Source organism: Pseudomonas sp. Marseille-Q5299, assembly GCF_943737035.1.
In the GTDB taxonomy this organism is placed as follows: domain Bacteria; phylum Pseudomonadota; class Gammaproteobacteria; order Pseudomonadales; family Pseudomonadaceae; genus Aquipseudomonas; species Aquipseudomonas putida_E.
This window is the reverse complement of sequence record NZ_CALSFR010000003.1, coordinates 579,559-605,562: the sequence shown is the minus strand read 5'-3', so window position 1 is coordinate 605,562 and position 26,004 is coordinate 579,559. Positions and strand designations below refer to the sequence as shown.

The following is a 26,004-nucleotide window of genomic DNA, read 5'->3' as shown; positions in this document are numbered from 1 at the left end:
CCATCACCCGATGTAGGAGAAGCACAATGGTTGCTGGATTGCTCGAGCGCCTTGGCGTTGCCGCCACGGCTTACACCCAGGGCGACTACCCTGTTCACACCCCGATCGACGGTAGCCAGATCGCCTCGGTGAAACTGCTTGGCAAGGCCGAGACCACCGCCCGCATCGACCAGGCGCAGAGTGCCTTCGAAGCCTGGCGCAGCGTGCCGGCCCCGCGCCGTGGCGAACTGGTGCGCCTGTTCGGTGAAGTGCTGCGTGAACACAAGGCCGACCTGGGCGAACTGGTGTCGATCGAAGCTGGCAAGATCACTCAGGAAGGCCTGGGGGAAGTCCAGGAAATGATCGACATCTGCGATTTCGCCGTTGGCCTGTCACGTCAGCTGTACGGCCTGACCATCGCGTCCGAGCGCCCTGGCCACCACATGCGTGAAAGCTGGCACCCGCTGGGCGTGGTCGGCGTGATCAGCGCCTTCAACTTCCCGGTTGCCGTATGGGCCTGGAACACCGCGCTGGCCCTGGTGGCCGGTAACTCGGTGGTATGGAAGCCTTCCGAGAAGACCCCGCTGACCGCGCTGGCATGCCAGGCGCTGTTCGAAAAAGCCCTGAAAGCCTTTGGCGATGCCCCGGCTGGCCTGGCACAGCTGGTCATCGGTGGCCGCGAAGCCGGCGAAGCCCTGGTGGATGACCCGCGCGTGCCGCTGGTCAGCGCTACTGGCAGCACCCGCATGGGCCGTGAAGTCGGCCCGCGCGTTGCTGCCCGTTTCGGCCGCAGCATCCTGGAACTGGGCGGCAATAACGCCATGATCCTGGCGCCGAGCGCCGACCTGGACCTGGCCGTGCGTGGCATCTTGTTCTCCGCTGTGGGCACCGCCGGCCAGCGCTGCACCACCCTGCGCCGGCTCATCGTGCACCGCTCGATCAAGGACGAAGTGGTTGCCCGCATCAAAGCGGCTTTCGGCAAAGTGCGCATCGGTGACCCACGTAAAGACAACCTGGTGGGCCCGCTGATCGACAAGCTGTCGTTCGATGCCATGCAGGGCGCGCTGGCCAAGGCCCGCGACGAGGGTGGCCAGGTATTCGGTGGCGAGCGTCAGCTGGCCGACCAGTTCCCGAACGCCTATTACGTTTCGCCGGCCATCGCCGAGATGCCCGCGCAGAGCGATGTGGTGCGCCATGAAACCTTCGCGCCGATCCTCTACGTGCTGGCCTACGATGACTTCGAAGAGGCCCTGCGCCTGAACAACGAAGTGCCACAAGGCCTGTCGTCGTGCATCTTCACTACTGACATCCGTGAGGCCGAGCGCTTCCAGAGCGCCTCGGGCAGCGACTGCGGCATCGCCAACGTCAACATCGGCACCAGCGGTGCCGAGATCGGCGGTGCATTCGGTGGCGAGAAGGAAACCGGCGGTGGTCGTGAGTCGGGTTCCGATGCCTGGAAAGGCTACATGCGTCGCCAGACCAACACCGTGAACTACTCGCGCGAGCTGCCGCTGGCGCAGGGTATCGTGTTCGACTGATGCTGCATGGCCGGGGGCTTTGCCCCCGGTTCGCCGGCTTGCCGGCGACTGGGCTGCGCAGCAGCCCCAACAAGAACAATATCGCTGGAGCCGGCCATGTCCGAACTGCGTCAACAATGCTTGTGGGAACACGTCAGCCAACCGACCGTCGCCGCCCAGGCTCTGGCCGGTGAACACAAGGCCGACGTCTGCGTCATCGGCGGCGGCATTACCGGCCTTTCGGCGGCCATCCACCTGCTCGAACAGGGCAAGTCGGTGATCCTGCTGGAGGCCTGGAAGATCGGCCACGGCGGCTCCGGGCGCAACGTCGGCCTGGTCAACGCAGGCACCTGGATCCGCCCCGACGATGTCGAGGCGACTCTAGGCCAGAAGCAGGGCAGCCGCCTGAACAAAGTGCTCGGTGAGGCCCCTGGCGAAGTGTTCGCCATGATCGAGCGCCTTGGCATCGACTGCCAGGCACAGCACAAAGGCACCCTGCACATGGCGCACAACGCCACAGGCATCGCTGACCTCGAAGCACGCCATGAACAGTGGCGCCGCCGCGGTGCCGATGTGGAGTTGCTGACCGGCGCCCAGTGCCAGGAATACTGCGGCACCGACAAGATTTCCGCCGCGCTGCTAGACCGCCGCGCCGGCACCATCAACCCCATGGGTTACACACAGGGCCTGGCCGCTGCGGTTGCGCGCCTGGGTGGCAAACTGTTCCAGCAATCGGCCGTCGAAGGCCTGGAGCGCGACGGCGATGCCTGGCGGGTCAAGACTGCACGCGGTTCGGTGCGCGCCGACAAGGTCGTGATCTCCACCGGCGCGTACACCGAGGGCGACTGGAGCAACCTGCAAAAGCAGTTTTTCCGCGGTTACTACTATCAGGTGGCCTCCAAACCGCTGCACGGCGCTGCAGCCGACAAGGTCCTGCCCCATGGTCAGGGCTCGTGGGACACCCGCACGGTGCTCAGCAGCATCCGCCGCGATGATCGAGGCCGTCTGCTGCTCGGCAGCCTTGGACGGGTCGATAACAAGCCTGCGTGGTTCGTGCGCAGTTGGGCTGACCGTATCCAGAGCCATTACTACCCGGAGCTGGGCAAGGTCGAGTGGGAGATGCACTGGACCGGCTGCATCGACTTCACCCCCGACCACCTGATGCGCCTGTTCGAGCCGGCGCCCGGGTTGGTCGCGGTGACGGGCTACAACGGGCGGGGCAATACCACCGGCACCGTGATTGGTCGGGCGTTCGCCGAGTTTCTGCTCAAGGGTGAGGCGGATAGCCTGCCGATCCCGTTCTCGCCGATGACCGGGGTGAGTGCGCCGTCGTTGCGCACGGCGTTCTACGAGTCCGGGTTCTCCCTGTACCACGCGGGGCAGTGTTTGCGGGTAGTGCTGTAAGGTTGTCCCACGACACTGACTGTAGGAGCGGCCTTGCGTCGCGAAAGGGGCGCGCAGCGGCCCCAGGTATTCAGCGGCGCTGCAGCAATTGCCCGGGCTGCTATGCAGCCCTTTCGCGACGCAAGGCCGCTCCTACAAATAAGGCCGTGCGGGAAATCAGTTTATCTGTGCAACCAGCTGAGGAAGCCCCCTTTCTTGATCAGGGTCGGCTTCTGCAGCAACAAAGACTCCCGGCTCTGCCGTCGGAACCGTTGCAATTTGGTCAACGCCGTCTGCACCTCGCCGCGCTGTACCAGGCAGGTGCGCACCTGCTCCTTTTCGATGCGATACAGCACGCAGCTGGTCAGGGTACGGAATTCGGCAAACGAGTCATCCTCATCGATGATGCCCTCGATCCCCAGCACCTCCCCCGGCCCCATGCGCCCGGCTTCCAGCAATTTGTCGCCATCGCGTATCGCCGCCGAAACCACCCCGCTACCGATCACCAGCAAATGATCGGAATGCTCGCCAACGCCCAGAATCACTTGGTCTGCCAGGTACTCGACGGCAGTCATGCGCTGGCTCAAGGCATCGCGCTCCTCGTCAGTCAGCGAACGGAACACCCGTACCTCGTCCAGCACTTCACGCTGACGGCTGCGCGGCGGCATGGCCAGGTCAACGTTCCACATCACGCCACTGGCCTCCAGGTGCCGATGTGCAAGGTCAAACAGCTGGTTGCGCGCCTCGGTCTTGCCACCCATGTCGGCGACAAAGCCGCTGGCTTCGTACTCCACCGACTCCAGGGTGGAGACCTTCACCGTCACCTTCGGCTTGGGTGAGGCAAGAATGGCGCTGGTGCCCTGCAACGCCTTTTCCAGCGCATCGAACACCCGTTTAGGCCGCACTTTGGCCGGCACCACCACACTGACCGACACCCCATGCACATCGGCCGGGCGGCTGTGGTTGAGCAACTTGGCCTTGGCCGCCACCGAGTTGGGGATCACCGCCAGGCTGCCTGAGCCCGTGAGCAGGCGCGTTGCTCGCCAGTCGATGTCCAGCACCTTGCCTTCGGTACCGTCAATGGAGATCGAGTCGCCGATCTGGTAGGGCCGCGTGGTATTCAACACGATGCCACTGAACACGTCGGCCAAGGTGCTTTGCAGCGCCAGGCCGATGACGATGGCCATGACCCCCGAGGTGGCCAGCAGGCCTTTGACGGGCAGTTGCAGCACGTAGCCTGCAGCAGCCACCACAGCTGCCAAAAAGATCAGCGCCCCCAGCACATCCTGCAACAAGCGCCCGCCATGGCTGCCACGCGCCCCCAGCAGCAGGCCGAACACCACGGTCACCGTACGCGCGCCGAACAGCCACCAGCCTATCGTCAGCACTGTGGCCATGAGGTTGCGCGACACGTCGTCGACCCAGGGCGGCGGTTGCAGCGGGCTCATCCCAGCGGTCACCAGAACCCAGCTGAACACCAGGAAAATCGCCAGCCGCGCGCCGATGCGCCAGGCTCGGCGCTGAACAGGGATCAGTTGCCACAGTACGAGGTCGAGCAGTATCAGGGCGCAGCCGAGCAACAACGGGGACGACTGGATGAAAGCCAGCATGATGGTCTCGGGGTGAGGGGAGGGCTGGAGGTAGTAATAGAGCAGGTTTGGCGGGCTAGCAATGGGCATCTCGCTGCGCCCAATCAGCAGCAAATCCATTGCCAATCAAGCGTTCCAAAAATAGAACGCTAAAGCCAAAAACCACTATCTACCGCTCCAAAGGTGATGGTTTTAATCTTCTCCCATCAACGCGAAACACCCAACTTACTGAACATCAAAACCCTTAGGAGCACGACCATGACCAACTTCAAATACAACCGCCTGAACAAAGACGACGCCGCTGTTCTGCTGGTCGACCACCAGGCTGGCCTGCTGTCCCTGGTCCGTGACATCGAGCCGGATGCGTTCAAGAACAACGTGCTGGCTCTGGCTGACCTGGCCAAGTTCTTCAACCTGCCGACCATCCTCACCACCAGCTTCGAACAAGGCCCTAACGGCCCGCTGGTACCAGAACTCAAAGCACTGTTCCCGGACGCCCCGTACATCGCCCGCCCTGGGCAGATCAACGCCTGGGACAACGAAGACTTCGTCAAGGCAGTGAAGGCCACCGGCAAGAAGCAGCTGATCATCGCCGGTGTAGTGACCGAGGTGTGTGTGGCGTTCCCGGCGCTGTCGGCACTGGAAGAAGAGTTCGAGGTGTTCGTGGTGACCGATGCCTCCGGCACCTTCAATGCCATGACCCGCGACGCCGCCCACGACCGCATGAGCCAGGCTGGCGCACAACTGATGACCTGGTTCGGCGTGGCATGTGAGCTGCACCGCGACTGGCGCAACGACGTCGAAGGCCTGGCGGCGCTGTGCTCCAACCACATTCCGGATTACCGCAACCTGATGACCAGTTACAACGCCTTCAACGCCGGCAAGTAAGCCGACCGCCCCGGGCACCGACAGCGGTGCCCGCGCAGGGCAGCACACCCATCCAATCCTGCGCCCGTCCGTTGTTGCACAGTGGATGCGGGCAAGCTCATCCCAAGGAACGCCGATGAACACCGCACTCCAAGACAACCGCAACGTGGTGACCCTGGTCATCCAGCACAAGGTCCGCGCCCAGGCGCTGGCCAGCTACGAGGCTTGGCTCAAGCGTACGGTCAGCACCGCACGGCGGCAGCCGGGGCACCTGGATGTCAATGTGATCCGCCCGGACGACGGCGGGCTGCACTTCACCACCGTGGTGCGCTTCGCAGATGCCAGCCTGCTGCAGGCCTGGGTCAACTCCAGCGAGCGCCAGACGCTGGTCAACGAAGTACTGCCGCTGCTCGAAGGCGGCGACCACACCCAGGTGCACGAAGACCCGGAGTTCTGGTTCACACCGCCCAGCACTACCTCCGCGCAACCACCGCGCTGGAAGCAGGCGCTACTGACCTACCTGGTGATCTGCCCGATGACCATGATCATCCCGCAACTGCTGGCGCCGTTTTTCGCACGCTTCCCACAACTGGGCGGGGTGATCACCGGCAACCTGATCGTCAACCTGTTCGTCATCCTGCCCGTGGTGTTTTTCATCATGCCGTGGGTAACCCGTCGCTGCGCCAACTGGCTGCGCAGCTGATCAATTTTTGACCTCGACATTTTCAAGGAGATACCGACATGACTACGCTCGTTACCCGCGATGGCACTTCGATCTATTACAAGGACTGGGGCACCGGCAAGCCCGTGTTGTTCAGCCATGGCTGGCCGTTGGATGCCGACATGTGGGACTCGCAGATGGAGTACCTGGCTAGCCGCGGCTACCGCGCCATTGCCTTCGACCGTCGTGGTTTCGGCCGTTCGAGCCAGCCGTGGAACGGTTATGACTACGACACGTTCGCTGACGACATCGCCCAGCTGATCGAGCACCTTGACCTGCGCGACGTGACCCTGGTGGGCTTCTCCATGGGTGGCGGCGATGTCAGCCGCTACATTGCCCGCCACGGTAGCGAACGCGTTGCCGGCTTGGTGCTGCTGGGCGCGGTGACGCCGGTGTTCGGCAAGCGTGACGACAACCCGGACGGTGTCGATACCTCGGTATTTGACGGCATCAAGGCTGGACTGCGGGCGGATCGGGCGCAGTTCATCGCCGATTTCGCCACGCCGTTCTATGGGCTGAACCATGGGCAGCAGGTGTCTCAGGGTGTGCAGACGCAGACCCTGAACATTGCCCTGATGGCTTCGATAAAGGGCACGCTGGATTGTGTGAGTGCGTTCTCCGAAACCGACTTTCGCCCAGACATGGCCAAGATCGATGTGCCGACCTTGGTGATCCACGGTGACGACGATCAGATCGTACCGTTCGAGACCACCGGAAAGCGGGCTGCGGAGTTGATTCGCGGGGCTGAGCTGAAGGTGTACAGCGGGGCGCCGCACGGGTTTGCAGTGACCCATGCGCAGCAGCTCAATGAAGACCTGTTGGCGTTCCTGAGCCGCTGAATAAGCGGGGGCCGCGTTGCGGCCCATCGCCGGCCCCGGCAGCACAAAATGTGAACAGGGCTAACCTTCATCAACCCACCGCACACCCCTGCAATCCCTGGCCAGGCTTGAACCGGCATGCTCCGCAGTTGCCCCAGCCACCGCCGCACCCAGACGGAGAAGAAGATGTCCCAGGACCCCAACGACAAGACCCGTCGCCAGTTCCTCGCCACCAGTACCGTGCTCGGTGCCGCCGGCGCGCTCTGGTCCGCATTGCCCTTCACCGGCGCCGCCGGCTCCGCCCACGCATCCATCCAAGGAGGTTCCATGACCGCCGACCTGATCCTGTTCAACGGCAAGCTGCATACAGTCGACCGTGAAAAGCCCACAGCCACCGCCGTCGCCATCAAGGATGGCCGCTTCATTGCCGTGGGCAACGACGCCGAGGCCATGGCCCACAAGGGTGCTGCCACGCAGATCATCGACCTGAAGCAGCGCACGGTTATCCCGGGCCTGAACGACTCGCACCTGCACCTGATCCGCGGCGGCCTGAACTACAACCTTGAACTGCGCTGGGAAGGTGTGCCGTCGGTGGCCGATGCCCTGCGCATGCTCAAGGACCAGGCGGCGCGTACGCCAACCCCGCAATGGGTGCGCGTGGTCGGTGGCTGGAACGAATTCCAGTTCGCCGAAAAACGCATGCCCACCCTGGAAGAAATCAACCAGGCTGCCCCCGATACCCCGGTGTTCCTGCTGCACCTGTACGACCGCGCACTGCTCAACCGCGCCGCGCTCAAGGCCGTGGGCTACAGCAAGGACACGCCAAACCCGCCGGGCGGTGAAATTCAGCGCGACAAGTTCGGCAACCCGACCGGCATGCTCATCGCCCGCCCCAACGCGATGATCCTTTACGCAACCTTGGCCAAAGGGCCGAAGCTGCCGCTGGAATACCAGGTCAACTCGACCCGCCAGTTCATGCGTGAGCTCAACCGCCTGGGCCTGACCAGCGCCATTGACGCAGGTGGCGGCTACCAGAACTTCCCTGACGACTACTCGGTGATTCAGGAGCTGGCCGACAATAACCAGCTGACCGTGCGCATCGCCTACAACCTGTTCACCCAAAAGCCCAAGGAAGAGCTGGACGACTTCAGGAAGTGGACCTCCAGCGTCAAGCTGCACAGCGGCACCGACTTCCTGCGCCATAACGGCGCCGGTGAGATGCTGGTGTTCTCCGCAGCCGACTTCGAGGACTTCCTCGAACCGCGGCCGGACCTGCCGCAAACCATGGAAGAAGAGCTGGAACCGGTGGTGCGCCACCTGGTCGAGCAGCGCTGGCCGTTCCGCCTGCACGCTACGTACAACGAATCGATCACGCGCATGCTCGACGTGTTCGAGAAGGTCAACCGCGACATCCCTTTCAACGGGCTGCCATGGTTCTTCGACCACGCCGAGACCATTACCCCGCAGAACATCGAGCGCGTGCGTGCGTTGGGCGGTGGTATTGCCATCCAGGACCGTATGGCCTTCCAGGGTGAGTACTTCGTCGATCGCTATGGTGCGAAGGCCGCCGAGCAGACCCCGCCGATCAAGCGCATGCTCGAAATGGGTGTGCCTGTGGGCGCCGGTACCGACGCCACCCGGGTCTCCAGCTACAACCCGTGGACTTCGCTGTACTGGTTGGTCAGCGGCAAGACCGTAGGCGGTATGGAGCTGTACCCGGAAGGGCTGAGCCGCGACACCGCACTGCAACTGTTCACCCAGGGCAGCGCCTGGTTCTCCAGTGAGCAGGGCAAGAAAGGCCAGATCAAGGTTGGCCAGCTGGCGGACCTGGCGGCCCTGTCGCTGGACTTCTTCAGCGTTGATGAAGAGGCGATCAAGGGCATCGAGTCGGTACTGACTATCGTTGACGGCAAGGTGGTGTACGGCGCTGGCGAATTCGACAGGCTTGGCCCGCCACAGGTGCCGGTGCTGCCGGAGTGGTCGCCGGTGGCCAAGGTGCCTGGGCACTGGCGCGTGGGTACGCCATCACTGGCTGCAACGGTGCACCAGTGCAGCGGGCCTTGCGGGGTGCATGCGCACAGCCATGAAAAGGCGCGGCATTCGAGTGTGCCGGTGAATGACTTCCAGGGCTTCTGGGGAGCCTTGGGGTGTTCGTGCTTTGCGTTTTGAGCTGATGTAAGAAAGGGCGCTCTGCGGTAATGCCAGTCAGTTAGTTATCAGGGCTGCTACGCAGCCCATCGCCGGCAAGCCGACTCCCACAGGGCCTGTAGGAGCTGGCTTGCCGGCGATGAGCCGCAAAGCGGCCTCCAATCGCTTACCTGACGGGTATCAACGCTGTCTGTTCTTGGCGATCTCGATATCGTCCATCAGCGCTTTGGCCAACAGGCTCAGATAGTCGGCTGCTGCCAGCAGCTTGTGGTCATCCTCCATGTCGCCTTCACGCACCAGGTGCTTGATGTAGCTGAGCAGCACGGACACCTGTTCGTAGGCATCGTCTATGGGAATGCCGGGCTGCACACGCAGCAGATCAACCGGCGGGTTACCCACATCGAGGAAAGTCGCCACGCCAACGGTGGTCAGGACCTTGGGTTCGTCTGTCATGGCTTCACTCCTCGGCCCGTTGGCCAAACAGCCGAGCGTGCACGTGCTCGACCAGCGAATGGGCGATCTCGCTGGCATGCATGGCATTGCTCAGCATGTTCAGGCCAGGTTCGCCTGCGCGGGCGCGGCAGTGTTCGTCGATGGTTTCGATGACGCCGCGCAACAGCTCGCTGGCATGGGCCAGGGCGTCGGGCGGGTACATGTCGGACTGGACGGTGAAGAATGGGGTAGTGACGGGTTTACGGCTGGGTGGATCGGGTACGATCTTCTTCATGGCTTGTAACCTTTGTTCGGCTTATGGAAACCGCCACCTGAATCTTTCTCACGGATTGTGGGTGGCAGCCGTACGCAGGGTGAGAAACCGAGGAACAAAGGCAAAACTCGGCCAGGCGTAAGCCTGCCCGCGCACGGCCGCCATAACGACGATGCCTTGTATCAGTCGGGTTCTCACACCCGGTCACCGAAGTGACCCGAAAACGTTATCCCTGAGGCATTTCCCCGACAACAGCGATACTTCAGCAGCGCTCGTAGGATAATTCCCAAGCAGGTCGATGCTGAAGCATTTGATTTCAGGTTCAGAAATGTCTTACGGCTATTGGTCCTTGCACGATTGTCTTAGGCAGCCGCAATCCCCAGAATTGCCCGCCACACACTGTTCTCCCACAGGACCTGTAGGAGCTGGCTTGCCGGCGATGGGCCGCAAAGCGGCCCGCAATCGCTTACCTGACGGGTATCAACGCTGTCTGTTCTTGGCGATCTCGATATCGTCCATCAGCGCTTTGGCCAACAGGCTCAGATAGTCGGCTGCCGCCAGCAGTGTTCGTCGATGGTTTCGATGACGCCGCGCAACAGCTCGCTGGCATGGGCCAGGGCGTCGGGCGGGTACATGTCGGACTGGACGGTGAAGAATGGGGTAGTGACGGATTTACGGCTGGGTGGGTCGGGTACGATCTTCTTCATGATGTAATTCCTATTTTTTCAAAATGGGAACTACCACTCGAATCTTTCTCACAGATTGTGGGTGGCAGCCGTACGCGGGGTGAGAAAACCGAGGAAAAAACGGCAAAAACCCGGCCGAGCCGAAGCCCGCCCACGTACGGCAACCATTACGGTGCTGCTGTTTTATCGGTCGGGTTTCTCACACCCGGTCGCCTGAGCGACCCGAAAACGTTATCCCTGAGGCATTTCCCCGACAACAGCGATACTTCAGCAGCGCTCGTAGGATAATTCCCAAGCAGGTCGATGCTGAAGCATTTGCTTTCAAGTTCAGAAATGTCTTACGGCTAGAGACCCTATCGCTGCTACTGGTCTAGGCCATGTCGCTGAACGCGAATTCCTCCGCCAAGTGATCGATCAGCGACCGCACCGACGGCAGCAACCCACGCCGCGAAGGGAAGATGGCGTGCACGATGCCGCAGCGAGGGTGCCACTGCGGCAACAGCTCCACCAAACGGCCTTCGGCCAGGTCTTCGCGCACCGCCACCCGTGGCAGGTGCGCGATACCAACTCCGGCCACCACGAAATGGCGCAGGGCAAACAGGTCATCGGTGACCATGCGCGGTGTGTGCGGGATCACGATGCTGCGGCTCATGTCCTCGCCCTGGAACAGCTCCCACTGGTACTCGCGCTGGGCGCTACCCCAATGCACGCTGGGCAGTGTGCCGAGCAACTGCGGGTCGAAGCCCTTGGGCAAGTGCTCCAGATACTGCGGGTGCCCCACCAGGCACTGGGTGCTGTTGCTCAGCACTTTCATCACCATGTCGGTGTTTTCCAGCGGCGGGAAGCGCACGCGCAGCGCTACGTCGAAGCCTTCGTGCAGCAGGTCGACGCGGCGGTTGGTGCTCTCGATGAACAGCTCTACCTGCGGATACTTGAGCATGTAGCGGGTGAGCATTGGCCCGACCCAGGAGTTGAGCAGGGTAGTCGGGCAGCTGATGCGCACCAGCCCGCGCGGCTCGCTGCGGTTGCGCTCGATGATTTCTGCCGCGCCCTCGGCCTCTACGCGCATGGCCAGGCAACGGTTGTAGTAGGCCTGGCCGATCTCGGTGAGCGAACAGTGCCGGCTGGTGCGGTGCAGCAGGCGCACGCCCAGGCGGTCCTCAAGGTCGGCGATGCGGCGGCTGAGTTTCGACTTGGGCATGTCCAGCGCCCGCCCGGCCGGTGCGAAGCCGCCGTGCTCGACCACTTGGGTGAAGTAGTAGAGGGAGTTGAGGTCTTCCAATGATCGTTCTCCAGGTGGAACGCTAGGGGCAATTTTCGCAGTCTATCGCTTTTGCCGGAGCGCCAAATCAGTTGCCCTTGAGAACAGGCTGGCCAATCCGGAAACTTGCCTGACGCTCAATCCGCATCCGAATCAAACAACCGCTCCAACTCAACCCGCGCTTCCTTGGCCGTCTGCATCACCTTGGCCCGGTCATCACGCACCTGCCCCTGCGCCTCCAGCACTTCTTCGTCATGCTGGGCAAACCGATCGATGCGGTCCGCCGCCTGTTCACTGCTCAGCCCTAACCCGACCAGCGCCCGGCGGGTCATTTCCAGGCTCGAATAGAACGTCTCGCGAATCGGCTCTGCGCCCACGTCTACCAGCTTGTGCACATGCTGCCGGTTACGCGCGCGTGCCAGTACTTTAAGGTGTGGGTACAGGCGCTTGACCCGCTCTGCAGTGCGTGTGGTCACTTCCGGGTCGTCGATGGTGATGACGAAATACTCCGCCTCGCCGACCTTGGCTGCATGCAGCACCTCGGGGCGCTGCGGGTCGCCGTAGAACACCGGGGCCTGTTCGAGCATGCGGGTCATCTCGATGGCGTCCACCGAGGTTTCCAGGGCGACGAAGGGGATTTTCTGCGCCCGCAGGATCCGCGAGACGATCTGCCCCATGCGGCCCATGCCGACAATCACCACGCGTGGGGCACCGGCATCGATGGCCTTGTATTGCTCGGGTACTTCGCGGGCAGGTTGCGTGCGCTTGAGGGCGCGGGCGCAGCCGAGCATCAGCAGCGGGGTGATGGCCATCGACAGGGTGATGGTCATCAGCAGCAGGTCGTAGGTCTGGGTGTCGAACAGGCCCTGGTCCTTTCCCAGCTTGAACACCACGAAGGCGAACTCACCACCGGTGGCCAGTACCATCCCCAGGCGCAGTGCGCTGGCGCTGTGCAGGCCACCGGCCAGACGGCCGATGCCGATCAGCAGTACCAGTTTGACCGTCACCAACAACAGTGTCAGGCCCAGCAGCACCAGCGGCATTTCCAGCAGCAGGCTCAGGTTTGCGCCCATGCCGACACTCATGAAAAACAGCCCCAGCAGCAGGCCTTTGAACGGTTCGATCTGCGATTCCAGCTCATGCCGGTATTCCGAGTCGGCCAGCAGCAGGCCCGCGAGGAAGGCGCCCAGGGCCATGGAAATGCCTGCTTCCTCCATCAGCCAGGCGGTGCCGATCACTACCAGCAGCGCGGTGGCGGTGGACACTTCCGGTATGCCGGTGCGGGCCACGATGCGGAACACCGGGCGCAGTAGGTAGCGCCCGCCGACGATCACCACAGCGATGCTGGCGAAGACGTTCAGGCCATTTTGCAGGCTGTCACCGTGGCTGGTGTCCGGGCCGCTGGCGGCCAGCAGTGGCACCAGGGCGATCAGCGGGATCGCGGCTATGTCCTGGAACAGCAAGATGGCGAATGCCAGGCGGCCGTGAGGGGCGTTGAGCTGCTTGCTCTCGGCCAGGCTCTGCAGGCCCAGGGCGGTGGACGAAAGGGCCAGGCCAAGGCCTACCACGATGGCGGCAGAGAGTGACTGGCCGAAGCCGAACAGGGCGATGGCGCCGATGAGTGCGCCGGTCAGCAGCACCTGTGCAGTACCGACGCCGAACACTGACTTACGCATCAGCCACAGGCGCTTGGGCGACAGTTCCAGGCCGATGATGAACAGCAGCAGGACCACGCCCAGCTCGGAAATGTGCGCCACGCTTTCGGTGTCGCGGATCAGGCCCAGGGCCTGTGGGCCGATGGCCACGCCAGCCAGCAGGTAGCCGATAACGGCGCCCAGTTGCAGGCGTTTGGCCAAGGGTACGGCGAGGACGGCGGCGAGCAGGAAGATCACCGCGGTTTGCAGAAGGCTGCCTTCGTGTGGCATTGGCTCGAACTCCATGAGCTGCCGGGGCAGCGTTAGAACAGTGTGGCGGGCAATTCTGAGGATTGCGGATGGTTCAGACAATCTGCCTGCGGCAAGAAACATTGTCCCGATTGATGTGACAGTCCGGGTCGACCTCGTGGCGAGGCTTCCTGCGAAAGGACCAATAGCCGTAAGACATTTCTGAGCCTGAAACCAAATGCTTCAGCATCGACCTTTTGGGAATTATCCTGCGAGCGCTGCTGAAGTATCGCTGTTGTCGGGGAAATGCCTCAGGGATAACGTTTTCGGGTCACTTCGGTGACCGGGTGTGAGAACCCGACTGATACAAGGCATCGTCGTTATGGCGGCCGTACGTGGGCGGGCTTTCGCCTGGCCGAGTCTTTGCCAATTTCTCCTCGGTTTTCTCACCCCACGTATGGCTGCCACCCTTAATCTGTGAGAAAGATTCAGGTGGCTGTTTCCTTAAGCCGAACAAAGGTTACAAGCCATGAAGAAGATCGTACCGGATCCACCTAGCCGTAAACCCGTCGCTACTCCATTCTTCACCGTCCAGTCCGACAGCCTGATGGCCAAAGCGCTGATGAACGATATCGAGATCGCCAAGAACAGGCAGCGTTAACCTTCAGTGCACCATCGCCGGCCCGCCAGCGATGGTGCAAGGGGCTCAGCCCAGGCCGAGCAGATCCACACCCAACTGGAAGGCCACCCACAACGCCAGCCCGGTCGCGAATGCCAGCGCGATGTTTTCGAACAGGTTGTTGCGGTATTCCTTGCTGAGCAGCGACTTTTGGTTGGACATGATCAGCAGGCCCAGCGAAATGACGGGCAAGCCGATGATGTTCAACGCACTGACGCCAATGGTCAGGGTCACGAAGTCGGGCATGCCCGGTATCGACCAGATCAGCGGCGTGACCAGAATGAACAGCATGAACCACTTGTGCATCGGGTCTTTGTGGAACTCTTTGCCGTAACGCTCGCGCCGCTGCGGCTGTACATGCTGGAAGGCATCGGTAATCAGCATCGGGAAGGCCGTGGTCTTGCCGGAAATGCTGGCAAACAGCGTGGCGAACACGCCGATGAAGAAGATGTACCAGCCGATCGGGCCGAAGAAGATTTCCAGCGCCTTGCCAAGGTCGCCGAGGGTTTTCACTTCGATGCCGTTTGGCCGCAGGATTTCTGCGCCGACGATCCAGATGGCCAGGTTGATGACGATACCGACGAACACCGCGAACAGCAGGTCGTTGCGCTGGATGCGTTTGTGTTGCGGGCCGACCCAGCCCTTCTGGCGCATCACGTACGGGTGCACGAAGTTGGCCACCGAGCCTGCCACCGCGCCGATCACCGAGACCGCCACCAGCAGCGCCCCGTGCACGCCTTCGTCAGCCGGGATGCTGAAGCCGATAGTACCTTTGACGATACCGGCCACATCCGGGCCAGACATCACGGCCAGTGCCAGAAACGCCAGCGTCATCACGGCGAGCAGGACCTTCATCACGCCTTCGATCATTGCGTAGATGTTGCGCCCGACCAGCATCCACACAGCCAGCACCACAGCCATCGAGCACAGCAGCGGATAGTCGATGCGCAACAGCATCGCCAAGGCTTCGCCGGCGCCCTTGATCATGTAGGCGTTCATCAGGTGGCCCATCAGCAGTGCATAGGCCAGCATGAACCAGGCAAATACGGGGTGCAGTTGCGCATACCCCTGAAGGATGGTCATGCCTTGGTTATTGCACAGCTGGAAGCGGGCGATGATGTTGACGATCAGGTATCTGAGCAGCAGCGAAACGGCCAGTACCCACATCATGGCGTAACCGTAGTTGGCGCCGGCCACGGATGAGGTTATCAGATCACCTGCGCCAAGCCAGGACAGCACCGCGATGATACCTGGGCCCAGCAGTTTGATCAGCCGTGTTACACGGCCTTGAGAGGGTGTGGCAGCACTGCCCTCGGCCGAATGAATGCTCGACATGGGGATGTCTCCGATTATTGTTCTTGTTAAACGAGCGCAGTCGAACACAATAGATAGGATGTCGTACAACTACATTTTGTTTTCAAATGTTTCTAAGTATTACAGATTTTAGGTGATGCCTTGTTACTACTGGTGTCGCGAGCAGATGCCTCGAAAGTGCCAGTATCCTGCAAATTAAAAAGGCCGTTTGCACGGCCTTCTGCGAACTCGCATGGGCATTTAGTTCTGGTTGCCTTGAGCGTTGTCTGGTTGGTAGTAGCGAATGCTCCGGACCTGGCCAGTGCTGTCCCGGTAGGTCATGGTCGCGGTGCTTGCCTGGTCTTGGATTTTGGCCGAGGGGGCGAGGCTGATCACTTCGGCGATGTCCAGGTTCATGCCGTAGTGGTAGGGCGTCGCTTCGGTGGGCTGGGCAAAGGCGCCGGCGCTGGTGCCCAGTGCAAGGGTAGCGAGGGTGAGTGCGAAAACGGTGCGAAGGGTCATGGTCGTTCTCCAGATTCAGTAAGGGGTGGCGACGATTGCTTGCTGTCTGGAACCAATGTTGCGCGCAATTAGTTGGCGCGCAAAATATATTGCTGCTATGGGCAGCATTGAGTGCGCATATGAGGGGCAGGCCGCAGGGCTAATGACTACCGGGCCGGTACTGCAGGGCTTCGGCCAGATGCGCCCTGGCAATCGTGCTGGCCCCCTCCAGGTCGGCCAGCGTGCGCGCTACCTTCAACAGCCTGTGTGCGGCGCGCAGGGAAAGCGTCAGGCGCTCGCAGGCACTCTCCAGCCAGGCCTGGTCGGCAGCGCACAATTCACAGTGCCGGCGCAGCCCCTCGAGGTCCAGAAACGCATTGGCACAGCCTTGCCGCCGGTGCTGCACCTCGCGCGCCTCGGCCACCCGGGCCGCCACATCGGCACTTGTCTCGCCGCAAGGTTGATTGTTGAGCGTGGTGGTTTCGCGCGCCACGGTCAGGTGCAGGTCGATGCGGTCCAGTAGCGGGCCGGAAAGCTTGTTGCGGTAGCGCTGGATCTGTTCGGTGCTGCAGCGGCAGCGGCCCGTGGGGTCGCCCAGGTAACCGCAAGGGCAGGGGTTCATGGCCGCCACCAATTGGAAGCGCGCCGGAAAGCGTACTTTGTCCCGTGCCCGGGCAATCACGATCTCGCCAGACTCCAGCGGCTCGCGAAGCACCTCAAGTACACGGCGCTCGAACTCCGGAAGCTCATCCAGAAACAGTACCCCATGGTGCGCCAGGGTGATTTCACCGGGTTGTGGCCGGCTGCTTCCGCCTACCAGCGCGGGCCCGGACGCTGAGTGGTGCGGATGGCGAAACGGCCGTTGCGGCCAGCTATCAAGCGGTTTGTGCCCGCTTACCGACTGGATGGCTGCCACTTCCAGCGCTTCATGCTCATCCAGCGGCGGCAGCAGGCCGGGCAGGCGGCTGGCCAGTAGTGTCTTGCCCGTGCCGGGCGGCCCCGTGAACAGCAGGTTATGCGCACCTGAAGCCGCCAGCAGCAAGGCACGCTTGGCGGCCACCTGGCCCTGCACCTCGCTGAGGTCGGGGTAAGGGCGGCTGTGCAGCAACAGACCGTTGGCGGCAAAGGGGGGCAGCGGCACCTGGCCGTTGAGGTGCGCGACCAGTTCCAGCAGGTGCCCCACGGCGTACACCACCAGCCCACCCGCCAGGCTCGCCTCTTCGGCGTTTTCCCGCGGCACCACCAGTGCCCGGCCAGCCTCCCGCGCCGCCAGTGCAGCAGGCAGCACGCCCTGCACCGGTCGCAGCTTGCCCGAAAGCGCCAGCTCGCCCAGGCATTCGATGTCGGTCAATGTGGCCACCGGCACCTGGCCGTCAGCGGCAAGGATGCCCAGGGCGATGGCCAGGTCGTAGCGCCCGCCGTCCTTGGGCAGGTCTGCCGGTGCCAGGTTTTGGGTGATGCGCCTTTGCGGGTAGTTCAGCCCGGAGTTGACGATGGCGCTACGCACCCGGTCCTTGCTTTCCTTGACGGTGGTTTCGGGCAGGCCGACCAGGGTGAGGTGGGGCAGGCCGTTGGCCAGGTGGGTTTCGACGCTGACAGCAGGTGCCTGCACGCCAACCTGGGCGCGGCTGTGGACGAGGGCAAGGGACATGGACGCTCCGTTGTCGCGAATAGGGGGCCGCTTCCTGCGGCTGGCTCAAGCATAGTGAGTGGCCTGATGGCCCTGCAGAAAAAAGTGCTTCCATGTCTTTCTGCAGGGCGGTGAAGACGGAGAAATCTTTTTGACACTCGTATTACCCATCCCTAGTCGCGCTGGCCTGGCATTGGTCGTCGACGGCGAGCTGCTCAACCAGGCCGGCGTACGGGTTGCCTCTGGCCGCACGCGTAAACGCTGTAAATGGTTCCTTGCCGCCAAGGGCTACGCCGCTACTATGACCATATTGAATGCAACCCGTCATCCCGCTGCGCTCCATGAAGCCCACATTCCAAGCGACTACCTGAAGCCCGATGCTGCGCTCCCGATTTCTTTCTGGAGCCAGTCCGCCATGATGCGTCCCGACAGCAAAGTCGAACCTTTCAGACGATCCCGTACTACTCAAGTAGATGTTGCTTGAGGCCTACGAAGCACGCTTGCGCGAGCAGGAAGTCAACGAAGCCTATGCCACCCAAATCGTCGACCTGTAAGAACAGATCAAGCTGCTGCGGGATCGGTTGTTCAACCGCAAATCCGAGCAGACGGTCGATCCCAATAGGCCGCGACTGGCAATGTTCAACGAGCCGGAAAGCGAGCCGTTGCTGGCCGTGGTTGAGGATGCGGACGAAGAAGTCGTTGTCCCAGTCAAACGTCGTGGCAAGCGCAAATCGTTGTCGGCTGAGCTGCCACGTGTTGAAGTCATCCACGACTTGCCCGAGCACGAGCTGACCTGCGCCTGCGGTTGCCGCAAACATGTGGTTGGCGAGGAAACCAGCGAGCAGCTCGATATCGTGCCGATGCAGATCCGCGTGCTCAAACATGTGCGCAAGGTCTACGGCTGCCGTGGTTGTGAAGCGGCGCCGGTCACCGCCGACAAGCCAGCCCAGTTGATCGAAAAGAGCATGGCCAGCCCCAGCGTGCTGGCCATGCTGTTGACCACCAAGTATGTCGATGGCTTACCGCTGCACCGTTTTGAAAGCGTACTGTCCCGGCATGGCATCGAAATCCCCCGGCAAACCTTGGCCCGCTGGGTGATCCAGTGCAGCGAACACTTCCAGCCGCTGCTGAACCTGATGCGTGAGCGGTTGTTGGAAAGCCCGGTGATTCACTGCGATGAAACGCGGGTGCAGGTGCTCAAGGAACCGGATCGCGACCCGACCAGCCAGTCCTGGATGTGGGTGCAGGCCAGCGGGCCACCTGATCGACAAGTCGTGTTGTTCGACTACACCACCAGCCGTGCGCAGGAGGTACCGTTGCGCCTGCTGGAGGGCTATCGCGGTTATGTCATGACCGATGATTACGCCGGTTACAACGCGTTGGCATTACAGCCCGGTGTCGAACGGTTGGCGTGCATGGTTCATGCACGACGCAAGTTTGTCGAGGCGCAAAAGGTGCAGCCCAAAGGCAAGACGGGACGTGCCGATGTGGCGCTGGCGATGATCAACAAGCTGTATGGCATCGAGAGTGAACTCAAGGATGTCAGCGATGACCAGCGGTTCATCGGTCGCCAGGAAAGAAGCCTGCCGATCCTCGGCCAGTTGAAAAGCTGGCTGGACAAGACGCAGTCCCAAGTCACACCGCAAAGCGTGCTGGGTAAGGCGGTGCAGTATCTGGCGAACAACTGGAGCCGGCTGGAACGCTATGTCGAGGCCGGCCATTTGCCGATCGACAATAACCTGGCAGAGCGTGCGATAAAGTCGTTTGTCATCGGGAGCAAGGCCTGGTTGTTCAGCGACACGCCCAAGGGTGCTGCGGCCAGTGCACAGATCTACAGCCTGGTCGAGACCGCGAAGGCCAACGGCCAAGAGCCCTATACGTGGCTGCGCCACGTACTGGAGCGGTTGCCGCATGCCTCGTCGGTAGAGGACTACGAGGCGCTGCTGCCGTGGAACTGCTCACCGGAGATGCAACGGTAAATCGAAGCTCCATCTGGTGGTAGGTGGGGTTCATGGATCGCACTCGGTTGAGACCGCCAAGGTCAACGGCCAGGAGCCCTATACGTGGCTGCGCCACGTACTTGAGCGCCTGCCGTATGCATCGTCGGTGGCCGACTACGAAGCTCTTCTGCCGTGGAACTGCTCGCCAGAGATGCCACGGTAACCTGCTGCCCCATCATGTGATAGGTGGGGTTCATGGATCGCACTCCCTGGATGAACATGGTTGAGCGCTTCTTCCGGGATATCACCGTTTACCTGGGTGACGGCAGCTTCAGTTCCACACGTGAGGTGGCCAGTTCCATTACCGCGTTTTTAGCGCTGCACAACGCTCAGCCCTGTCGGTACGTCTGGAGCGCCAAAGGTGAAGATATCTTGCGCAAGATCCAGAGGGCCCGAGAGGCTATGGCACGCGAGAACAAAGAGAACGTTTTATCTGAGACAGGACACTAGCTGTGACCAGTGCTGGCGACAACCAGGTTGCTTATGTCAGACTATATAACAATGAAAGGAAAATTCGAAGCCATATGTTAATGCCCGCCCCCATCAGTGTAGGAGCGGGTGTTAGGAAGACCCTTAGTTATCGAGGTGATCTTCACATTCTATCTTTTCATCTTGCCAGTACTGATCGGTGGGGCCATAGAACCTGTACCCGAAAGGCAAGGCCAGATATTTTACAAGGTCAGGACGCTTATTGACTACATGCTGTAGATGTAATGTCTGAAGGCTTTCAAGATTACCATCGTACCGGTCTGTAGACAGCCACCAACCTGACATGTGATCCGGACTGGGGTACCGCACGCCCTCTGTTGCCTCTCCTTCCAGTACACCTGCGGAAACGACGACCAGTTGTTCAAACCGGGGGGGAGTGTAGGTTGCCGCCAGTTTTCGACAAACTTCGTGCTGAGCGTGCCATAGTTTAAGCGTTCTGGTGATGCCTGGCTCGTATTCAGTACTATTGGGTTTCTGTTCCCAAAAACTCAAGATGTTATTGTCCGCCAGTTGTACTTGTGTGATCCAAGAACCATAAGACAAGGTCCCGCCGGAGGTGATGCACTGTCCGGACGCAACGATTTCATAAACAAAATTAAGAAATTCATCGGCTAGTGGGCGTAGTGAAAGATCATCGAAAGTAACGCACAATTCGAAGTTCGCCACCTGCAAAAGCCCAGAGGTGCTGATAGTGCGGCCTGAGTTAGACTCTACAATGGTGTATTTCATAACTATTTTCTCGTTGCCCCTCTAACCTGACCGCCTTGCACTCTACTGCATGTCAGGCAATGAGGGTAGAGGCGTTGTGGGTTGCCCGCGGCGTTGAGGGCACTTGGCGTTTGATGGTCAGGTACGAAATTCCCGCTTTTGGTACCAGGATCCGTGTTGCCGCACGTATGGCAGCCACTTTTTTTCCCGATGCCATTGATCTGGTCTCGCTCTGATTTTGACCAGTCTCTTCCCGGCCCGCGTGCAGGAATGGACTCGCCTGCAAATGAGCCTGGCTTCAAGGTATCGCGAGGTGGCGAATTTGAAGTGTCTGACTCATTGTGCATGTTTCCCGGTGAGGGCAGTGGTGTGTCATGGACGTGTGTTGGGTTAAGTACTATGCCTTGAAAACTTGGTGTTGTTAAGGCGCCATGGGATAGTGTATCTGCAATATTCTTCGCGACATAGCCTGCTGCCAGAGAGGCCGCTATTGGAAGTATGTACTCGAGAATCGGAATCGCTAAAATTGCAAATTCGCCATCAGGGTCAATATATTTGTTCGGATTATTATTGGTGTAGGCGTAGCGATTGAAGCTATGCAGGTTATCGATTTGGAAGTCGACGGGATCGACCCCCATGAACCGCCCCAACACTGGGTCATAGTAACGCGCTCCCATGTAAGAGAGCCCGGTGCTGTCGTCGTGGACCTTGCCGTGAAAGCCGATGTCATTGTCAGTGCTGACCGACGAGCGCGTCAGCTTGTCGCCGTAGGGTTTGTAACTTTCTTTCCATTTCAGGTTACCTGCAGCATCTGTGGCCGCGATGGGGCTGCCGGAAATGTCGTTGTGGTAGTAGGTGACCACCGCAGCCATTGTGTTGTTGACTATGCCCATGCACAGAAGCGTGACGCACAGCGCCTTGGCAATCTTTCTCAGCGTGTTCATTGGATTAGTCCCTGGCTTCCATTCAAGGGCTTACGCGGTCAGCGATACGTTTGTCGCCGAGGTAGATGTATTCGGTGAGGGTGGTGCCATCGAGCTCAATCAACTGCTTGCCATCAGCGTCATGCATCTCGTACACCTTGCGCCCAGCCTTGGTCACACTGCTGCGCTGGTTGATAGCGTCGTACTGGTAGGCGACCTTACTGGCGGCAACCGCGCAGTTGATGCACACCAGGTTGGGCACGCCGTCGTAGGTGTAGTGGGTGCCTGCGCTGCTGACGATGTTGCCGTACAGGTCGTAGGTGAAGCTCCCGGCGCGCTGGCCGCTGACTGATGCCAGGCGGTTTTGGGCGTCGTAGGTGTAACTGAGACTGGTGGTGCCGTAGGTCTGCTTGAGTAGGTTGCCGACACCGTCATAGCTGATGGCACCTGTGCCCCAGAAACCAGCGGCACTGGTCAGGCGGTTGATGCCGTCGTAGCCCAGAGTGCGGTTGAAGCTGCTGTCGACCGAGTCGCGGATGGTCGCCAGGTTGCCGGTGCCGTCGTAGGTGTAGGCACTGTTGAGGTAGGTGGCGCCACCGGTCTTGGCAGTGCTGAAGGTGGCCGGCCACAGGCGCGAGGTTTGCGTATAGCTGGTGGTGGTGCCGTTGGCGTAGGTGATCTGGTTGATCATGCCAGAGGGCCAGTAGGTGACCTTGTTGACATAGCCAGACACCGTGGTCGGTCGTCCGAGCACATCGGGGGTGTAGTTGACCACGCGGCCGGACTGCGGGTAGGTGATGCTGACAAGCTGGTCGTTGGCGTTGTAGGCGTACTTGGCGGTGAAGGTTTTGCCGTCCAGGGTGAGGCTTTGCTGGATCAGGTTGCCTGCCGCGTCGTAGACCATGGCCCGGTTGCCGCCGGTACTAGTACTGGCCAGCAGCTTGCCGGTCTTGTCGTAAGTGTTGGTCACAGCCGGAGTGATACCGGGATAGGTCACGCTCTTCAGGCGGTCCTGACCATCGTAGGTGTAACGGGTAACGCCCGAGGCACCGACCTGTTTGTTCGTCATGTTGCCTGCCACGTCACGGCCATAGACCGTCTTGCCAGTTTCCGGGTTGGTCACGCTGGTTAGGTAGCCGTTGGCGTTGTAACCGTAGGTGCGGGTGAAGGCACCCTGCTTGACCGTGATGATGCGGTCGGCGGTATCACGGGTGAGGGTGACGTTGGCACTCGGCTCGGAGGCGGTGATAGCCATTAGCTGCAATTGGTCGGGATTGCCATAACCACGGTAAGTCTCGGTGGTGGCCTTGCCGCGCTCGTCGGTGACGGTACGGCTTCCAGCGCCATAGGCAATGGCCTGGTAGCTTGTGTCGGCGTTAGTCACACGGGTGACGCGGCCGAGGGCATCGTACTGATAGCGGGTACCGGTGGTGGCCCCAGGGTCGGACGTGAAGGTGAGGCGATCCAGACCGTCATATTGATAGCGCGTAGTGATGCCTCCCAGGGTGATGCTAGCGACACGGCCGAATGGGTCATACTGAGTGGTTTCGATTAGAGAGCCGCGGGTGACGGTTTTTTTTGTAGAGGTATATGCAATGGTCTTGACGTTGCCCAGCGGGGCAGTGATGGAGGTGATCCTGTTCATGCCATCATAAGTGTATCTGGTGAGATGGCCCTCGCCGTTAGTCTCGGCCGTTATTCGACCCGCAGCGTCGACTACTCGGGAGAGGCTTACACCCTCGGGCTGAACTTCGGTTTGAGGAGTGCCGAACTTGTAATTCGAAAACTTATACTGACGGTTGCCGGGGCGCGTCTGGGTCTCCAGGTTGCCTTCGGAATCGTAGGTGTAGCTGGTGATGACACCATTGTAATTTTCACTAAGAAGCTTTCCGTTGATGTTATAGCTGCGACTAATCGATCTTCCGGGGTACGACTCGGTCAATGGCTGACCGATGATCCATTTGTTTGGGTCATTGAACCACGTGTATGTAGTGGTACGGCTGCCGCCGTTAGGACCGGTTTCGCTCTTGCTACCGGGGTTTCCGTAGGTGTCATAACCGGCATAAGTAGTGGTGTATTTCGCGCCGTTGCGGGTGACAGTCTTGATCTGCAGGTCGGCCGCCCATACCTTTTGATCAGAAACGACCCCACCCTCGATGACAGCTCTCCAACTGGCCTGGAGCTCCCGAGAGATCCAGTTATAGGTTTCCACGCTGCCGTCTGGAAGGTTTACCTCCATTAGCTGACCAACTTTCCAAGCGTTGTTCTGATAGGTCGCAGGTGGCAGGCCGTGGGGTAGATCATTGGTGCGAGAGTAGCCGGCTCCCATGTACTTGAACGTAGTCGTACCCTCCGGGCCAACTACTCGGGTGACATCCAGCTGTCCGGCTTCGCCTTTGGTGTATGCATAGCTCCAGCTTTCGCCGGTCGAGCGCACCTTCGACACGATTTGCTCGCGTCGTATGGACATGTCGTAACCCGTTCGATTACCAGATGGGCCGGACATTAGGTGCTTGCGAATTACCATTGATCCATAGCCGTAACTGATGCTGCCGCCCGTCGGGTAAGTAATGCCGATGAGCTTTCGTGCGGCGACGGTCTGTGCGTTAAGTGGTGTGAATGCATCCGTGGAGTCAGAGTAAAGAAATTTCCCGGCCTGATAGCGGTATTGCCAGCTATCACCAGAAGGAAGCGTCACTTTTGACAGAACACGGGAATTGTTGGCATCAGCAGTTAGGTAGCTATAGCTCCAGTTTCGACCAGCGCTATCGCTGATACTGAGGAGTCGTGAGGTGCCGCTTTCGTAATTGAACGTCACGCTGCGACCGTCGTTGGCAGAAATGCGTGTCAGTACATGCCCGCGTTCGAAGTATGCATCGGACTGCCTGAAAACACGCCCGGGATAGACGGTTGAGGGTAAGGTGTACTGTGGGGGTTTAGAAGTGACGTAGGTATAGTCGAACTTGATCCAGTTTCCATGCAGATCAGTGGCCTTCTTGGCATCCATGTAGGTGACAGTCGACTTGATTGGCATGAGTGGTTCTGGATAGTAAGGGCCGTCATCGATCACATCACTGGTACCTTCAATGCCCCCTTGACGATCGGTGTTCCAATTTCCGAAATCGTAGACAATACCCTCCGGGGAGCGAGCGCTTACCAGCATGTTGCTACAGAAACTTCCGAGTTGTGGGGTGTTCTTCCGGACCCGCCGCCACTGGAAAAGACCTGCTGTTGGGAACCGTCTGGTAGTTCTAGGAACAGTCCGAGCGGACTGTACGCTGAGACTGCGGCACCTGTGCAAAGGTCCCCGCCTAGCGGGCTCTTGGAATAGATCTGCTTCTCAGGGGTGACGAGAGAGTTGAGAATGAAATTGTTTCCATGAACCAACCGTGGCGCGGCGCGCAAGCGCCAGCCGGGCCCGAGTGCTATCCAATTAAAGGATTGTCGATATGACTGATTGAGGGATGCACTGACTGCACTTGTGTTGTAGGTTCGGTAGACCTTGATGCCAAGGTCAGATGGACCAGGCAGGCTGACGTCGAGATGCTTAATCACCAAGCTTCCGCTGGAAGGATCGACGGTTTCCACTTCTCGGAAATCATAGTCCCCTTTGGGTTGTGACACTGTTTCTTCGTATGGTCCAGTAGCGTAGGCGGAAGTCTGCCAGACTAAGACAGCAAGCAGCACGCTAAATGCGTGCCAACGGTAAGTGTTTTTAGATCTCATACAATTCCGTTTGATTATTCGATTACGGGTAAATCGACCAGTTTAAGTCGTAGGTTTCGCCAATTCAGACGATGAGGCTGTTGAGCCGCCAAGAGGCGGCCGTTAAATGACGCGGTGAAATGTGTGGGGCCTGTTTTGAATGCCTAGTGCTTACAGATAAACACGCGAGCGATGCACGGTTGTACTTGTCAGTGTGATCAACTGAAAATGACATTCAGTCTGTATCTACAAACGCACTTGAGGATCGACGCGCTGGAGTTTGTAGGATAGAGAGGAGATAAGGGGTCCGCCTTGACATTTTAATCCATTAAATTACGTAGATCAGGTTGCTCGCTTTCTGCGACCCGAACAAAGACGGGATCGCATGCTATGTGTAATGATGGCCATTTGCAACTGCTGGCGGACTTACTACCCGTGTTCGAGGTCATGAAACGATTTTCCAGGGGCAGAGCAACACCTGGTATCTCAACGGCTAGGCTGATTAGTCGGACGCGCCA

The 26,004-nt window shown here is 60.2% G+C and carries 22 protein-coding genes and 3 pseudogenes; 11 read left to right on the top strand and 14 right to left on the bottom strand.

Going from position 1 to position 26,004, the window contains the following annotated elements:
- Nucleotides 1-26 precede the first annotated feature (26 nt).
- Together amaB and amaA are read left to right on the top strand one after the other, a co-directional pair.
- Nucleotides 27-1,517: an L-piperidine-6-carboxylate dehydrogenase gene (gene amaB / locus NGJ21_RS11435; protein WP_046786895.1), complete on the top strand. Its 1,491-nt coding sequence runs from the start codon at nt 27-29 to the stop codon at nt 1,515-1,517.
- A 96-nt stretch (nt 1,518-1,613) separates the two neighbouring features.
- On the top strand, nt 1,614-2,900 hold the full coding sequence (gene amaA / locus NGJ21_RS11430) for an L-pipecolate oxidase (RefSeq protein WP_046786896.1): 1,287 nt from the start codon (nt 1,614-1,616) through the stop codon (nt 2,898-2,900).
- Nucleotides 2,901-3,061: 161 nt separating this feature from the next.
- Here amaA and NGJ21_RS11425 read toward each other — a convergent pair whose 3' ends face one another.
- On the bottom strand, nt 3,062-4,489 hold the full coding sequence (locus NGJ21_RS11425) for a mechanosensitive ion channel family protein (RefSeq protein WP_251962183.1): 1,428 nt from the start codon (nt 4,487-4,489) through the stop codon (nt 3,062-3,064).
- 237 nt (nt 4,490-4,726) lie between these two features.
- Between NGJ21_RS11425 and ycaC the strand changes: the two genes are divergently transcribed.
- The 4 genes from ycaC to NGJ21_RS11405 all read left to right on the top strand — a co-directional run bounded on the left by ycaC (nt 4,727) and on the right by NGJ21_RS11405 (nt 9,043).
- A complete protein-coding gene (gene ycaC, locus NGJ21_RS11420; RefSeq protein WP_012312166.1) occupies nt 4,727-5,356 on the top strand; it encodes an isochorismate family cysteine hydrolase YcaC in 630 nt (209 codons plus the stop codon).
- Nucleotides 5,357-5,471: 115 nt separating this feature from the next.
- A complete protein-coding gene (locus tag NGJ21_RS11415) occupies nt 5,472-6,038 on the top strand; it encodes an antibiotic biosynthesis monooxygenase (RefSeq protein WP_012312167.1) in 567 nt (188 codons plus the stop codon).
- 38 nt (nt 6,039-6,076) lie between these two features.
- A complete protein-coding gene (locus NGJ21_RS11410) occupies nt 6,077-6,895 on the top strand; it encodes an alpha/beta fold hydrolase (RefSeq protein ID WP_039604835.1) in 819 nt (272 codons plus the stop codon).
- 306 nt (nt 6,896-7,201) lie between these two features.
- Nucleotides 7,202-9,043, top strand: a complete 1,842-nt coding sequence (locus NGJ21_RS11405; RefSeq protein WP_161872432.1) for an amidohydrolase — start codon at nt 7,202-7,204, stop codon at nt 9,041-9,043.
- A 159-nt stretch (nt 9,044-9,202) separates the two neighbouring features.
- On the opposite strand, the gene NGJ21_RS11400 is transcribed toward NGJ21_RS11405, so the two are convergent.
- The 6 genes and pseudogenes from NGJ21_RS11400 to NGJ21_RS11380 all read right to left on the bottom strand — a co-directional run bounded on the left by NGJ21_RS11400 (nt 9,203) and on the right by NGJ21_RS11380 (nt 13,600).
- The gene (locus NGJ21_RS11400) at nt 9,203-9,475 is read right to left on the bottom strand and encodes a DUF3077 domain-containing protein (protein ID WP_251962132.1); all 273 of its coding nucleotides are present in this window, start codon (nt 9,473-9,475) and stop codon (nt 9,203-9,205) included.
- A 4-nt stretch (nt 9,476-9,479) separates the two neighbouring features.
- Nucleotides 9,480-9,749, bottom strand: coding sequence for a hypothetical protein (locus tag NGJ21_RS11395; protein WP_251962131.1), 270 nt, complete (start codon nt 9,747-9,749; stop codon nt 9,480-9,482).
- 459 nt (nt 9,750-10,208) lie between these two features.
- Nucleotides 10,209-10,292, bottom strand: a pseudogene (locus NGJ21_RS26060) (DUF3077 domain-containing protein); the annotation flags it as partial.
- Entirely contained in the window at nt 10,268-10,435 is a 168-nt protein-coding gene (locus NGJ21_RS11390) for a hypothetical protein (protein WP_251962186.1), read from the bottom strand. The pseudogene NGJ21_RS26060 and the gene NGJ21_RS11390, both read right to left, overlap by 25 nt.
- Nucleotides 10,436-10,784: 349 nt before the next feature.
- A complete protein-coding gene (locus NGJ21_RS11385; RefSeq protein WP_115273303.1) occupies nt 10,785-11,696 on the bottom strand; it encodes a LysR substrate-binding domain-containing protein in 912 nt (303 codons plus the stop codon).
- A gap of 116 nt (nt 11,697-11,812) precedes the next feature.
- Nucleotides 11,813-13,600 carry a monovalent cation:proton antiporter-2 (CPA2) family protein gene (locus NGJ21_RS11380; RefSeq protein ID WP_237859735.1) on the bottom strand — a complete coding sequence of 596 codons (1,788 nt, stop codon included), beginning with the start codon at nt 13,598-13,600 and terminating at the stop codon, nt 11,813-11,815.
- 487 nt (nt 13,601-14,087) lie between these two features.
- Between NGJ21_RS11380 and NGJ21_RS25880 the strand changes: the two genes are divergently transcribed.
- The gene (locus NGJ21_RS25880; protein WP_256658419.1) at nt 14,088-14,219 is read left to right on the top strand and encodes a hypothetical protein; all 132 of its coding nucleotides are present in this window, start codon (nt 14,088-14,090) and stop codon (nt 14,217-14,219) included.
- 45 nt (nt 14,220-14,264) lie between these two features.
- Here NGJ21_RS25880 and NGJ21_RS11375 read toward each other — a convergent pair whose 3' ends face one another.
- The 3 genes from NGJ21_RS11375 to NGJ21_RS11365 all read right to left on the bottom strand — a co-directional run bounded on the left by NGJ21_RS11375 (nt 14,265) and on the right by NGJ21_RS11365 (nt 17,682).
- Nucleotides 14,265-15,572 (bottom strand): Nramp family divalent metal transporter, encoded by a 1,308-nt coding sequence (locus NGJ21_RS11375; protein ID WP_012312181.1) that lies wholly within the window; start codon nt 15,570-15,572, stop codon nt 14,265-14,267.
- A 219-nt stretch (nt 15,573-15,791) separates the two neighbouring features.
- Complete coding sequence (locus NGJ21_RS11370) at nt 15,792-16,052, bottom strand: DUF2790 domain-containing protein (RefSeq protein WP_251962130.1); 261 nt, start codon at nt 16,050-16,052, stop codon at nt 15,792-15,794.
- A 139-nt stretch (nt 16,053-16,191) separates the two neighbouring features.
- Entirely contained in the window at nt 16,192-17,682 is a 1,491-nt protein-coding gene (locus NGJ21_RS11365; RefSeq protein ID WP_012312183.1) for a YifB family Mg chelatase-like AAA ATPase, read from the bottom strand.
- 130 nt (nt 17,683-17,812) lie between these two features.
- On the opposite strand from NGJ21_RS11365, the gene NGJ21_RS11360 reads away from it, so the two are divergent.
- The 4 genes and pseudogenes from NGJ21_RS11360 to NGJ21_RS11350 all read left to right on the top strand — a co-directional run.
- Nucleotides 17,813-18,145: a hypothetical protein gene (locus NGJ21_RS11360; RefSeq protein WP_251962129.1), complete on the top strand. Its 333-nt coding sequence runs from the start codon at nt 17,813-17,815 to the stop codon at nt 18,143-18,145.
- Nucleotides 18,135-19,640, top strand: a pseudogene (tnpC, locus tag NGJ21_RS11355) (IS66 family transposase). The gene NGJ21_RS11360 and the pseudogene tnpC overlap by 11 nt, the downstream one beginning before the upstream one ends.
- Nucleotides 19,641-19,656: 16 nt before the next feature.
- The gene (locus NGJ21_RS25920; protein WP_353506382.1) at nt 19,657-19,824 is read left to right on the top strand and encodes a transposase domain-containing protein; all 168 of its coding nucleotides are present in this window, start codon (nt 19,657-19,659) and stop codon (nt 19,822-19,824) included.
- A 47-nt stretch (nt 19,825-19,871) separates the two neighbouring features.
- Nucleotides 19,872-20,111: pseudogene (locus NGJ21_RS11350) on the top strand (IS630 family transposase); the annotation flags it as partial.
- A gap of 123 nt (nt 20,112-20,234) precedes the next feature.
- On the opposite strand, the gene NGJ21_RS11345 reads toward NGJ21_RS11350, so the two are convergent.
- The 4 genes from NGJ21_RS11345 to NGJ21_RS25915 form a co-directional block, all read right to left on the bottom strand.
- The gene (locus NGJ21_RS11345; protein ID WP_251962128.1) at nt 20,235-20,879 is read right to left on the bottom strand and encodes an immunity protein Imm33 domain-containing protein; all 645 of its coding nucleotides are present in this window, start codon (nt 20,877-20,879) and stop codon (nt 20,235-20,237) included.
- Between the two features lie 2 nt (nt 20,880-20,881).
- Nucleotides 20,882-21,802 (bottom strand): RHS repeat domain-containing protein, encoded by a 921-nt coding sequence (locus NGJ21_RS11340; protein ID WP_251962127.1) that lies wholly within the window; start codon nt 21,800-21,802, stop codon nt 20,882-20,884.
- 22 nt (nt 21,803-21,824) lie between these two features.
- Nucleotides 21,825-23,426: an RHS repeat domain-containing protein gene (locus NGJ21_RS11335; RefSeq protein ID WP_251962182.1), complete on the bottom strand. Its 1,602-nt coding sequence runs from the start codon at nt 23,424-23,426 to the stop codon at nt 21,825-21,827.
- A 1,508-nt stretch (nt 23,427-24,934) separates the two neighbouring features.
- Complete coding sequence (locus NGJ21_RS25915; RefSeq protein WP_353506381.1) at nt 24,935-25,507, bottom strand: DUF6531 domain-containing protein; 573 nt, start codon at nt 25,505-25,507, stop codon at nt 24,935-24,937.
- Nucleotides 25,508-26,004: the final 497 nt, after the last annotated feature.